This is a genomic window from Hathewaya limosa (genome assembly GCF_030815255.1).
In the GTDB taxonomy this organism is placed as follows: domain Bacteria; phylum Bacillota; class Clostridia; order Clostridiales; family Clostridiaceae; genus Hathewaya; species Hathewaya limosa.
Window position 1 is genome coordinate 144,610 of the sequence record NZ_JAUSWN010000001.1, and the last position, 12,555, is coordinate 157,164.

11 protein-coding genes are annotated in these 12,555 nt (G+C 28.6%); 7 read left to right on the top strand and 4 right to left on the bottom strand.

Annotation, left to right across the window (positions count from 1 at the left end; all coding sequences use genetic code 11):
* Positions 1-223 precede the first annotated feature (223 nt).
* The 5 genes from QOZ93_RS00680 (at position 224) to pepT (ending at position 5,635) form a co-directional block, all read left to right on the top strand.
* Positions 224-1,417, top strand: a complete 1,194-nt coding sequence (locus tag QOZ93_RS00680; protein WP_111943869.1) for a glycine C-acetyltransferase — start codon at positions 224-226, stop codon at positions 1,415-1,417.
* A gap of 40 nt (positions 1,418-1,457) precedes the next feature.
* The gene (locus tag QOZ93_RS00685) at positions 1,458-2,411 is read left to right on the top strand and encodes an L-threonine 3-dehydrogenase (protein WP_111943868.1); all 954 of its coding nucleotides are present in this window, start codon (positions 1,458-1,460) and stop codon (positions 2,409-2,411) included.
* Positions 2,412-2,556: 145 nt separating this feature from the next.
* Positions 2,557-3,195: an endonuclease III gene (nth, locus tag QOZ93_RS00690; protein ID WP_307354726.1), complete on the top strand. Its 639-nt coding sequence runs from the start codon at positions 2,557-2,559 to the stop codon at positions 3,193-3,195.
* Positions 3,196-3,207: 12 nt separating this feature from the next.
* Complete coding sequence (locus tag QOZ93_RS00695) at positions 3,208-4,380, top strand: NAD(P)-dependent malic enzyme (RefSeq protein WP_307354727.1); 1,173 nt, start codon at positions 3,208-3,210, stop codon at positions 4,378-4,380.
* 28 nt (positions 4,381-4,408) lie between these two features.
* Complete coding sequence (gene pepT, locus QOZ93_RS00700) at positions 4,409-5,635, top strand: peptidase T (RefSeq protein WP_307354728.1); 1,227 nt, start codon at positions 4,409-4,411, stop codon at positions 5,633-5,635.
* 41 nt (positions 5,636-5,676) lie between these two features.
* On the opposite strand, the gene QOZ93_RS00705 is transcribed toward pepT, so the two are convergent.
* The 3 genes from QOZ93_RS00705 to QOZ93_RS00715 all read right to left on the bottom strand — a co-directional run bounded on the left by QOZ93_RS00705 (position 5,677) and on the right by QOZ93_RS00715 (position 8,565).
* Positions 5,677-6,963 (bottom strand): S1C family serine protease, encoded by a 1,287-nt coding sequence (locus QOZ93_RS00705; RefSeq protein ID WP_307354729.1) that lies wholly within the window; start codon positions 6,961-6,963, stop codon positions 5,677-5,679.
* Positions 6,964-7,114: 151 nt separating this feature from the next.
* On the bottom strand, positions 7,115-7,774 hold the full coding sequence (locus QOZ93_RS00710; protein WP_307354730.1) for a type II toxin-antitoxin system VapC family toxin: 660 nt from the start codon (positions 7,772-7,774) through the stop codon (positions 7,115-7,117).
* A 155-nt stretch (positions 7,775-7,929) separates the two neighbouring features.
* On the bottom strand, positions 7,930-8,565 hold the full coding sequence (locus tag QOZ93_RS00715; protein ID WP_307354732.1) for a RusA family crossover junction endodeoxyribonuclease: 636 nt from the start codon (positions 8,563-8,565) through the stop codon (positions 7,930-7,932).
* Between the two features lie 194 nt (positions 8,566-8,759).
* On the opposite strand from QOZ93_RS00715, the gene tsaD reads away from it, so the two are divergent.
* The gene (gene tsaD / locus QOZ93_RS00720; RefSeq protein WP_307354733.1) at positions 8,760-9,782 is read left to right on the top strand and encodes a tRNA (adenosine(37)-N6)-threonylcarbamoyltransferase complex transferase subunit TsaD; all 1,023 of its coding nucleotides are present in this window, start codon (positions 8,760-8,762) and stop codon (positions 9,780-9,782) included.
* 56 nt (positions 9,783-9,838) lie between these two features.
* Here the strand turns inward: tsaD and QOZ93_RS00725 are convergent, their stop codons facing one another.
* Positions 9,839-10,966, bottom strand: a complete 1,128-nt coding sequence (locus tag QOZ93_RS00725; protein ID WP_307354734.1) for an AI-2E family transporter — start codon at positions 10,964-10,966, stop codon at positions 9,839-9,841.
* A gap of 206 nt (positions 10,967-11,172) precedes the next feature.
* On the opposite strand from QOZ93_RS00725, the gene QOZ93_RS00730 reads away from it, so the two are divergent.
* Entirely contained in the window at positions 11,173-12,447 is a 1,275-nt protein-coding gene (locus QOZ93_RS00730) for a M14 family zinc carboxypeptidase (RefSeq protein ID WP_307354735.1), read from the top strand.
* Positions 12,448-12,555: the final 108 nt, after the last annotated feature.

Genomic DNA, 12,555 nt, shown 5'->3' on the forward strand with positions numbered 1-12,555 from the left:
CTTAGTTGAAAACTAAGTAAAATGAGCTTTTGTTTATATATGCAAGTTTTATTTCTTTTAGTATGCAAGAATAGAAGAAATTGAATTATTGAATTCAATTTTCGGATATATTTGCGTTGAAAATATTTTAAATATGGAGTATATTTAAACTATACAAAATATTTAAAAAATAAATAAATACTATCATAAGTTAAACTTAAATATTCATTTTGGAGGTGTTTTAATGTCAAGTAAAACATTAGACAAGTTTTTAAAAGAAAATTTAGAGGATTTAAAACAAAAGGGATTGTACAATGAGATTAATCCATTGCAAAGTGCTAATGGACCAATAATTAAGATAGACGAAAAAGAATTTATAAACTTATCATCTAATAACTATTTAGGATTGGCAACAAATCCTGAAATGATAGAAGCAAATGTACAAGCAACTAAAAAATATGGAGTAGGTGCAGGAGCTGTAAGAACTATTAATGGAACTTTAGATGTTCACGTAGAGTTAGAAAAAAAATTAGCTGAGTTTAAACATACAGAAGCAGCCATCGCTTTCCAATCAGGTTTTAATTGTAATATGGGTGCAATTCAAGCTGTTATGAATAAAAATGATGCTATATTATCAGATGAATTAAATCATGCATCAATTATTGATGGATGTAAATTATCAAGAGCTAAAATAATAAGATTTAATCACTCCGATATGGAAGATTTAAGAGCTAAAGCAAAAGAAGCAAAGGAATCTGGATTATATAATAAAATAATGGTAATTACTGATGGAGTTTTCTCTATGGATGGAGATATTGCTAAATTACCAGAAATAGTTAAAATAGCAGAGGAATTTGATTTAATTACTTATGTAGATGATGCTCATGGTTCTGGAGTCTTAGGAAAAGGTGCTGGAACAGTTAAAAGCTTCGGACTTTCAGATAAAATAGATTTTCAAATTGGAACATTATCAAAGGCTATAGGTGTTGTAGGTGGATATGTAGCTGGTAAAAAAGATTTAATAGATTGGTTAAAAGTTAGAGGAAGACCATTCCTATTTTCAACTTCATTAACTCCAGGAGCAGCAGCATCTTGTATAGAGGCATTAAAGATTATGACAGAAAGCACAGAATTAAATGATAAATTATGGGATAATGGAAATTATCTAAAAAAAGGATTAAAAGAGCTAGGATTTAATATAGGCAATAGTGAAACTCCTATAACTCCATGTATTATAGGTGATGAAGCTAAAACTCAAGAATTTAGTAAAAGATTATATGAAGAAGGAGTTTATGCTAAATCTATAGTATTCCCAACAGTTCCAAAAGGAACAGGAAGAGTTAGAAATATGCCAACAGCAGCTCATACAAAAGAAATGCTAGATAAGGCTTTAAAAATATATGAAAAAGTTGGTAAGGAACTTGGGGTTATAAAATAGTTTTTTTATAATAACTATCTTAAATAAGGGGGATAATGTAATGAAAAAAATATTAGTTACAGGTGCCTTAGGACAAATAGGTTCAGAACTTGTAGAGAAACTAAGAAAAGAATATGGTACGGATAATGTAATAGCTACAGATATCAGAAAAGTAGAAGGAAACCCTGTAGTAGAAGAAGGACCTTTCGAAATTCTAGATGTTTTAGATGCAAATAAAATGGCTGAAATAGTTAAAAAGTATAATGTAGATTCAATGATTCACTTGGCAGCACTTTTATCTGCAGTAGCAGAAGCAAAACCTCAATTAGCTTGGAATATTAACATGGGTGGACTTGTAAATGCATTAGAAGTTGCAAGAGAAAGTAAATGTAAATTTTTCACACCAAGTTCTATAGGTGCATTTGGACCTTCTACTCCAAAGAAAAATACTCCACAAGATACATTACAAAGACCTCAAACAATGTACGGAGTAACTAAAGTTTCTGGAGAGTTATTATGTGATTATTATTTTAAAAGATTTGGCGTAGATACAAGAGGAGTTAGATTCCCAGGTTTAATCTCTTATGTAGCACCTCCAGGGGGTGGAACTACAGATTATGCTGTAGATATATATTATGAAGCTATAAAAAATCAAAAATATACAAGCTATATAGGTAAAGGAACTTATATGGATATGATGTATATGCCAGATGCTTTAAATGGAGTTATTAAATTAATGGAAGCAGACCCTTCTAAGTTAATTCATAGAAATGCATTTAATATTGCTGCTATGAGCTTTGAACCAGAAGAAATAGCTGCTGAAATTAAAAAACACATTCCAAACTTTGAAATGACTTATGATGTAGATCCAGTTAGACAGGCTATTGCTGATAGCTGGCCAGATTGTATAGATTGTACACAAGCTCAAGAGGAATGGGGATTTAAGGCTGAATATGATTTAGCTAAAATGACAAAAGATATGTTAGAAAAATTAGCAGCTAGGGGAATTAAATAGTCTTTAATATAAAAGCTTGTATGATTAATCTAGTTTAAGAATACAAGCTTTTCTCTTAATCCATACTATAGTTGAAGTAACATACAAAAAGACTGCTGTATGTTATAATAAAATTAGTAAAATTTTTAATTTAAAGGTGATACCTATGAATAAAAAAGAAATTGATAAGGTTTTAGAAATTTTAGAAGAAACTTATAAAGGGGCAAAGTGTGGACTAAATTTTGAAAGCCCATATGAACTTTTGGTATCCACTATTTTATCAGCTCAATGTACGGATGAGAGGGTTAATAAAGTTTGCAGTGAATTATATAAAGAATATAATACTCCAGATAAAATTATTACTTTAACTGAAGAAGAACTAGGTCAAAAAATAAGATCTTGCGGTTTTTATAAAAATAAAAGTAAGAATATATTAGGAACTACAAAAATTATTGTAAAGAAATACAAGGGTAAAGTTCCTGATACTATGGAAGAATTAGTAGAACTACCTGGAGTAGGTAGAAAAACTGCTAATGTAGTCTTATCTAATGCCTTTGGAGTTCCAGCTATAGCTGTAGATACACATGTGTTTAGAGTATCTAATAGAATAGGTATAGCTGAAGGTAATAATGTTGACATAGTAGAAAAAGAGTTAATGAAAAATGTTCCACAAGAAAAGTGGAGTGATACTCATCATTATTTAATTTGGCATGGAAGAAAAATTTGTAAGGCAAGAAAACCTAATTGTGAGGAGTGTCCACTTTCACTACATTGTTGTTATTATAAAAATTTAATTACAATTTAGGAGGGTATTTATATGTCATATGCAGAACAAGCTTTAAAAGTTCATAAGGAAAATAGGGGTAAACTAGAAGTAAGAGGAAAGATAAAATTAGAAACTAGCGATGATTTAGCAGTTGCATATACTCCAGGAGTGGCTGCACCTTGTCTTGAAATTGCTAAAGATAATGAAAAAATTTACGATTATACAATAAAAAGTAATACAGTTGCTATTGTAACTAATGGTACAGCAGTACTTGGATTAGGAAATATAGGGGCAGGGGCAGGACTTCCTGTTATGGAAGGAAAGGCATTATTGTTTAAAGAATTTGGTGGAATAGATGCTTTCCCAATTTGTATAGATTCTGAAGATCCAGATGAAATTATAAGAACAGTTAAATTAATTCAACCTGTTTTTGGAGGAATTAACTTAGAAGATATAAAAGCTCCTCAATGTTTCTATATAGAGGAACAATTAAAGAAGGAATTAGACATTCCAGTATTTCATGATGATCAACATGGTACAGCTATAGTTACATTAGCAGGACTATATAATGCTCTAAAAATAGTTAAAAAGCCTATAGATGAAATAAAAGTAGTAATCAATGGATCAGGAGCAGCAGGTATAGCTATATGTAAATTACTTTTAAGTGCTGGGGTTAAACATATAGTTATGTGTGACAGTAAAGGTGCCATAGTTGAAGGTGCTCCAAACTTAAATGAGTCTAAAGCCGAGATTTCAAAAATGACTAATAAAGATCATGAAACTGGTAAATTAGTTGATGTAATCAAAGGTAAAGATGTATTTGTGGGGGTTTCTGCACCAAATTCTGTTACAAAAGAAATGGTTAAATCTATGAATAAAGATGCAATAATATTTGCAATGGCTAATCCAACACCAGAAATTATGCCAGATGAAGCTAAAGAAGCTGGAGCTAGAGTAATTGCTACAGGTAGATCAGATTTCCCAAATCAAATTAACAATGTTTTAGTATTCCCAGGAATATTTAAAGGGGCATTACATGTTAGAGCTAGTGAAATCAATAATGCAATGAAGTTAGCAGCTGCAAGAGCTATTGCTTCTTTAATTAAAGAAGAAGATTTAAATGAAGAAAATATTATACCAAATGCTTTAGATAAAACTGTTGCTGATACTGTATCAGCAGAAGTTGAAAGAATTGCTAAAGAGGAAGGTATAGCAAGAATTTAAAAAGTGATACTCAAGGGAGGCATTAAATATGTCAAAATTAGTTGATAGGTTTTTACATTATGTATCATTTGATACTTGTTCAAGTGAAGAATCAAATACATTTCCTTCTACAAGTAAACAATTAGTATTAGCTAAGGAACTTGCAAAGGAATTAAAAGAATTAGGGTTAAAAAATGCTAATGTGGATGAATATGGTTATGTAATGGCTGAATTACCAGCTAATACAGATAAAAAGATTCCTACAATAGGTTTTATAGCTCATATGGATACAAGTCCTGAAATGCCAGGAAATGATGTTAAACCACAAATTGTTGAAAATTATGATGGCGGAGATATTATATTAAATAAAGAAAAAAATATAGTTTTATCCCCAAAAGAATATCCAGAAATTAAAGATTATGTTGGACAATCTATAATTACAACAGATGGAACTACATTATTAGGTGCAGATGATAAGGCTGGAATAGCAGAGATTATTACAGCTATGGATTATTTAATAAATCATCCTGAAATTAAGCATGGTAAAATAATGGTAGGATTTACTCCGGATGAAGAAGTTGGAGGAGGAGCAGATCACTTTGATGTGAAAAAATTTGGAGCAGATTTTGCATTTACATTAGATGGTAGTGAACCAGGAGAATTTGTATATGAAACATTTAATGCTGCTGGGGCTAAGGTTATAATTAAAGGTAATAATGTTCATACAGGACTTGCTAAAAATAAAATGATAAATTCCATGCTTATTGCACAAGAATTTATTGGAATGTTACCAGAAGATCAAAGACCAGAGAATACTGAAGGATATGAAGGATTCTTTCATTTAGATGTTATAAAAGGATCTGTAGAGGAAACTATACTTGAATATCTTATAAGAGACTTTGATAGAGATAGTTTTGAAAATAAAAAAGTATTAATTAAAAAAGTTGGAGAAGATTTAAATAAAAAACTTGGAAAACAACTTATTACAGTTGAAGTAGAAGATCAGTATTATAATATGAAAGAAAAGGTAGAGCCATTTAAACATATTATAGAAACTGGTATTGAAGCTGTAAAACAAGTAGGACTAGAACCTAAAGTTCAACCTATAAGAGGTGGAACAGATGGGGCTAGACTTTCATTTATGGGATTACCAACACCGAATATATTTGCTGGAGGAATGAATTTCCACGGAAGATTTGAATATGTTCCAATTCCTTCTATGGAAAAAGCTGTAGAAGTAATTGTAAAATTAGTAGAATTGTATGGTTTAAAATAAAAAATAAGAGGCTAAACATTATAGTTTGGCCTCTTATTTTTTTATTTTAATTCTTGCAAGGTAAGTTTAATATTAATTTTTTGATTATCCCTAAATAATTTTATATTTAATATATCACCAGCTTTATGATTTTCTTTAGTTTTGTTTAGTTCCTCATTATTTTTTATCTTCTTACCATTTATCTCTAAAATGATATCGCCAGGTTTTAAACCAGCTTTTTCAGCAGGTGAATATTGTTGAATATCTGTAATAAATACACCTATAGGAATGTTATAGTATTTGGAATCTTGTTCAGTAACGGTTCTACCTACAATACCAAACATTAATTTGGGAGTCATTAAACTTTGAATTTTAGGTTTAATTTGATTTATTGGAATAGCAAAACCTAATCCTTCAACGCCATTACCAACTCTTTTCTCTGTATTAATACCTATTACTTGACCTTTAGAATTTACAAGAGGGCCACCGCTGTTACCAGGGTTAATAGCTGCATCCGTTTGTATCATTTTTAAATCTTTATTTCTAGCATCGATTGATCTATTAACGGCACTTATAACTCCAGTTGTAACAGAACCAAGTAAATCTTTACCTAAAGGGTTTCCAATGGCTATGGCAGTTTCACCTACATTTAATTTATCAGAATCGCCAAATTCAGCAACTGCAGGTACTTCTACATGATCAGTAATTTTTAGTACAGCAACATCATAATTAGGATCAGTATTAATTAATTTTGCTTTAACTTCCTTTCCATTGTTGAATATAACACTAATAGTTTGAGCACCTTCTACAACGTGATTATTAGTTAAAATATAACCTTGCTTATCAAAAATTATTCCAGAACCTAGTCCTTCTTGACCTGCTACCTCAAATCCCCAACCTACATTTTGAGGGAAACCTTTAGTAGAGATTCCTACTACTGCAGGACCTACTTTTTTTATTACCTCCGGAACAGATAATTCTGATAATGAATTAGGACTTTTATTTGAATTTAAAACATTTGAGCCATTATTGGCAGGAGTTTTTTCTGTTATCTCAGTGTTGGATTTAAGATAATTAACAGTAGCAACTGAAGATGCTATACCACCGACAGTAGATGATAAAACAGCTATTAGCACATAAATTAATATTTTACTACCGTTTTTTTTCTTTTTATTAGGTTTTTCATAGGGAAAGTCTTCTGTAAAGTGATTTTTTGCAAATTGTTCTGTATTGTCATTATTAAAAGAATCATTGTGATTATTCATTTCTTCTTTTACCTCCTTAGCTAAATTTTCATTTATCTCTGAATTATTAATATTATTATCTTTATTATTATCTAACATACTCATATTTTAACCTCCCATAGATTTTGTTTAACTTCTATATTTAAATAATAAAAAACTTATGTGACAATTAGGTGACAAAAATGAAAATAAAATTTAAAGTTAAAGTTTTATGCAAAATAGCTAAAAAAGAACATACTAATAAATAGCATGTTCTTTAAATTTTTAATAATTTAACAGTAGTTTGAATATTGCTTTGAAAATCTCTATCTAAAGTTAAAAAATATTGTATGCCATAGTATTGAGAGCAAGCAAGATGAAATGCATCATTGACAGATAACATGTATTCATTCATAAAAGTTTTTGCAATGTTAATACAATCTTTATTAATGCTTAGATATTCAAAGTTTAAAATATTTTCTAAATAAGTGTGTAATTCTACAGATTTATCAAAATAGACTTTTAGTAAATCCTTTTTCCACTCATTTTTAGAAATATTATAGAAATATTTATTAAATGGAATTTCTTTATATTTCTCTAATTTTTTTTCGCGAATTATTTTACGATGATGTTTGTTAAAGCAAGCTATTATCAAATTTATATCAGATATAGTGTTAACAGGTTGTACCTTTTCTAGTCTATATTTCATATCATTTAAAAACAATTTTTTAGTAATTTGATTTATAGTCTCTGCTGCTACCATATCGGTTATATAAAGGTTGCAATCTAATAATTTTAATTTTGTTGCTATATTACAACATTCTCTATTTTTAGGATCCTTATCATAAAGCAAAGTTAATATAAAGCATGTGTCCATCATGATAGAGCTACCAGCGTTAAAGTTACATTCTGAAAAAGGATATTCAATAATATCCATAAACAATCCTTCGTAATACATAATAATTTTTTTTAAAGGTAAACTGCTTTATAAACTTTAACATGTTAAGGCTCCTTATAAGTTTAGTATCTATATATATTTATTAATACTAATTAGTTTATATAACTAAAATATAAGGGTACTTATATAATTTGTTAAAAAGATTTCTTAAAACATGATTTACATATAAAAGTTTTGCCTTTATTAGCAGATATAAGGTCATCTTTTGTAAAATTTTTATTACAAATTGAACAGGTAAATTTATTCATAGACTCACTTGAAGTTTTAGTCGATGGTATGATTGGAGTTTTACAAGTTTTTTTAGAGTTAGGTGGTGGAGAATATAAAATAGGTTTTTCTTTAATCTCCCGTTTACAGATAGAATAATTTATTTTGTAAATACTTTCGGCAAAAAGTTCTAGTTCAAAGCGAGGATTTTCTTTATCATAAAACTCCTCTATAATTATTCTTCTTATTTGGGCATCATTTATTATAAGTCCGCTTTTTTCTATACCATCAAAAATACTTTTTGTTATGTTATTTGTGTCAGGATGACGTTTACTACTTTTATAAAATACCTTTAAAACAGCTATGACAGCTTCCTCTATAATCGTGGAAGGATTTTGGGCTCTAGCTTTTAGAGCAATTTCTTCTTCGTATAATGCATATCTATCATGATATTTACCAGAGTTAACAGGTAAAATTGCTCTTCCATTAACATTAAATAATTTAAAATTAGATTTTGAAATAGGAGAACCATCTACAATTATCTTTGCATAGGTGTTATTCATATGTTATATTCATCTCCTTAATATTTAAAGATGTTAAGATTTATATTATATAAATTATATAATAACATAGTTTATAACTTAAAATTTATGTTTAAAGTTAAAATTGAATAATTAGTGTAAAAACGATATAATTAATTATTATAAGTAATAGAAAAGTTTTGATATAAACTTTGAATTGAAATGAGGGTTTAATAATGAAAAAAGGTATGAAAATACTTGCTATAGAGTCAAGTTGTGATGAAACTTCAGCTGCAGTAGTAATAGATGGTAGAGAGGTTTTATCTAATATAATTTCATCTCAAATAAATATTCATGAAAAATTTGGTGGAGTTGTTCCAGAGGTAGCTTCTAGAAAGCATATAGAGGCAATAAGTTTAGTTGTAAAAGAAGCCCTAGCAGAAGCTAATACAACTATAGAAGAAATAGATGCTATAGGGGTTACTTATGGACCAGGACTTGTTGGTGCACTTTTAGTTGGACTTCAATATGCCAAGGGATTAGCATATGCTACAAAAAAACCATTAATTGGAGTAAATCATATAGAAGGTCATATTTGTGCAAACTTTATACAACATAAAGAGTTAAAGCCTCCATTCATTTGTTTAGTAGTATCAGGAGGACATACTTTTATTGTACATATGAAAGATTATGGTGAATTTGAAGTCCTAGGTCAAACAAGAGATGATGCAGCTGGAGAAGCTTTTGATAAAGTTGCGAGGGCTATTGGTCTTGGATATCCTGGTGGTCCTAAAATAGATAAATTATCAAAAGAAGGAGATCCATATGCTATAGAATTCCCTAAGGCTAAGTTCAATGAAGAAACTTTAGATTTTTCATTTAGTGGATTAAAATCTTCAGTATTAAATTATATCAATAAAAAGAGTATGAAAAATGAAGAAATTAATAGAGCAGATTTAGCAGCATCTTTTCAGAGAGCTGCAGTGGAAGTATTGGTTCAGAATGCGATGAAAGCATGTAAAAAGAAAAAAGTTGATAAAATAGTTATTGCAGGTGGAGTCGCATGTAATTCTTGTCTTAGAGATACTTTAGATAAAGATGGACAAAAGAATAACATTAAAATTTTATATCCAGCACCTATTCTATGTACAGATAATGCAGCAATGATTGGTAGTGCAGCTTATTTTGAACATATGAAGGGCAGAGTAACTTCTTTAAATATTAATGCAGTTCCAAATTTAAAACTTGGTGAAAGATAATATTAAAGGCTATATCAAAGTTTAAGTATTTTGATATAGCCTTTAAGTTTAAAATTTTAAATTTCTAAGTTTTTTTTCTTTAATTTTTTTGAGATAAAACGATCTACAAACATTTTGATTATAGCCATAACAGGAGCACCTAAGAACATTCCTAGCACACCAAATGCACTTCCACCAACAGTTATACCAAGAATAATCCAAAATGGACTTAATCCAACGTGACTTCCTAGAATCTTAGGTCCTAAATACCATCCATCAAATTGTTGAAGTAATATTATAAAAATAAGAACCCATAAAGCCTTTAAAGGGCTGGAAAGTAAAGTTAATAATGTAGCTGGAACCATTCCAATAAAAGGACCAAAATAAGGTATCATATTTGTAATACCAACAATTAAACTAAGTAAAGGTGAATAAGGAATTCTTAAAATAGTCAATCCTATAAAACACAAAATACCTATTATTAAAGAATCTATAAATTTTCCTATTATATATTTAGAAAAAATCATATTAACTTCTCTTGCAAAAATAGTAAAATCATCCACATGTTCTTTCTTTAAGAGTGCATAAAATAGACGTTTTATGTTCTTTATAAAAACTTCTTTATCTTTTAACATGTATATAGATATAATTAAACCGAAAATGAGTTTTATAAAAGAAGATGTAAAACCAATAGCTGTAGTAAAAATAGTATTAACACCTTTTTCTAAAATTCCGTTTAAAAATTTACTTATAGAAGAATTTATAGAATTTATATTAGAAAATGCGTTTTCTATAGTTTCCCTTATGTCTGCGTTTTGAAAAAATTTACTGTTATCTAAAAAGTGATTTATAGTATCTTGAGTTTTTACTATGTAGTTTGGTAAAGAGTTAAATAAATCTTTTATACTATGTATAATCGTAGGGGTTACTATTGTGATTAAAAGGATAATAAAACCGACAACAATAATATAAACTATTAAAAGAGCAATAGGTCTAGAAAGTTTAAACCTTTTTTCTAAATACAGCATTAGTGGATTTAATAAGTATGCTATACCAAAGGCCCATATAAAAGCTGAAAAACAAGATATAACGATTCCTAAACTTCCTTTAACAATATCTAGGTGGTTTAATAAATTAAAGGCAATAATAGAAAGTACTATTATTGGAAAAAACTCTATATAGGGTATTTTTTTATTTTTAAACATTGTATCAACCTTTCTGTAAAATTAAGAAAAAATTTTAACATATTATTATATATTATTATACACTAATTAATAAACAGTTTAATTAAGAAATCCTTACAATTTTAAATTATAAAGAAATATTAAAAGTAAAATTAACTATAATTATCACAAAAAGAAAAATAAATTAATACAATAATATATTATAAAGAAATTTTTGAGGTGATTTTTTGATTATTTTAAAAGAGGGAGATAAAGGGACAAAGGTTCAAAGATTGCAATCTTTGTTAGGACAATTAGGCTATTATAAAAATGGTGTAGATGGAATATTTGGAGCTAAAACTAAACAAGCATTAATGAGGTTTCAGGGAAATAATGGACTGTTACCAACGGGAATAGTAGATGATAGAACTGATAGAGTATTAGAAAGTTTTTATAAAGGTTTTTTTAATTATGTAGTTAGAAAGGGAGATACTCTAAATAATATTGCTAAAAAATTTAAAACTACGGTGAATAGATTGGTGCTTATTAATAAGTTAAAGAATCCAGATTTAATATATATTGGACAAGAACTCATAATACCTTATTCTAATTTGGAGGTGGTACCTACGAATATAGAATATGATTATGAAGTTATGGAGAAAAATATAAAGTCACTAAAAGTTTTATATCCATTTATAGAAGTAGGTACTATTGGACAAAGTATTTTAGGAAAAAACTTATATTATATCAAGTTGGGAAAAGGGGAGAATGTAGTAGGATATAATGCATCTCATCATGCTTTAGAATGGATAACATCAGTACTCCTAATGAAATTTATAGAAAATTTTTCAAAAGCATATTTTGAAGGTAATAACATAGGAAAATATTCTCCAAAACAAATTTGGAATGAAAGTTCTATATATATTATTCCAATGGTAAATCCAGATGGTATAGATTTGGTGATTAATGGACTTAAAAAAGGAAATCCTTATTATGATGATTTAATTAATTGGAATAAAGGAAGTTTGGATTTTTCAAAGGATTGGAGTGCAAATATAAGAGGAGTAGATTTAAATCATAATTATAATGCTTCTTTTGAAGAATCTAAAGCTGCTGAACAAGTATATGGAGTATATGGCCCAGGACCAACTAGATATGGAGGACCTTATCCAGAGTCAGAACCTGAATCAAGAGCTTTAGCTAACTTTACAAGAGAAAAAGATTTTAGATTAGTTTTAGCGTATCATAGTCAAGGTGAAGTTATATATTGGCAATATAAGGATATGGCCACAAAAGAAGCTAAGAGCATAGGAGAAGTTTTAGCAAATGTAAGTGGTTATGAATTAGGAGAAACAACGGGTATAACTTCTTATGCAGGATATAAAGATTGGTTTATAAAAGAATATTTACGTCCAGGATATACAGTTGAGGTAGGAAAAGGTAAAAATCCATTGCCAATAAGTCAATTTGATAAAATTTATATGGATAATACACCATTGCTATTGGAAGCAGCAATTATATAGAATAAAGGACATTAGGTCTATAAAGTGTTGAAATATATAAGCTTTATAGACTTTTATTATACGAAATTTTAATAAGTATAGAGAGTATAGATAAATTTTATGATATAA

Excerpts from the sequence above, each read along its gene's own strand:
- QOZ93_RS00680 (WP_111943869.1), top strand. The coding sequence starts at position 224 with ATGTCAAGTAAAACATTAGACAAGTTTTTAAAAGAAAATTTAGAGGAT.
- QOZ93_RS00685 (WP_111943868.1), top strand. The coding sequence starts at position 1,458 with ATGAAAAAAATATTAGTTACAGGTGCCTTAGGACAAATAGGTTCAGAA.
- nth (WP_307354726.1), top strand. The coding sequence starts at position 2,557 with ATGAATAAAAAAGAAATTGATAAGGTTTTAGAAATTTTAGAAGAAACT.
- QOZ93_RS00695 (WP_307354727.1), top strand. The coding sequence starts at position 3,208 with ATGTCATATGCAGAACAAGCTTTAAAAGTTCATAAGGAAAATAGGGGT.
- pepT (WP_307354728.1), top strand. The coding sequence starts at position 4,409 with ATGTCAAAATTAGTTGATAGGTTTTTACATTATGTATCATTTGATACT.
- QOZ93_RS00705 (WP_307354729.1), bottom strand. The coding sequence starts at position 6,963 with ATGAGTATGTTAGATAATAATAAAGATAATAATATTAATAATTCAGAG.
- QOZ93_RS00710 (WP_307354730.1), bottom strand. The coding sequence starts at position 7,774 with ATGGATATTATTGAATATCCTTTTTCAGAATGTAACTTTAACGCTGGT.
- QOZ93_RS00715 (WP_307354732.1), bottom strand. The coding sequence starts at position 8,565 with ATGAATAACACCTATGCAAAGATAATTGTAGATGGTTCTCCTATTTCA.
- tsaD (WP_307354733.1), top strand. The coding sequence starts at position 8,760 with ATGAAAAAAGGTATGAAAATACTTGCTATAGAGTCAAGTTGTGATGAA.
- QOZ93_RS00725 (WP_307354734.1), bottom strand. The coding sequence starts at position 10,966 with ATGTTTAAAAATAAAAAAATACCCTATATAGAGTTTTTTCCAATAATA.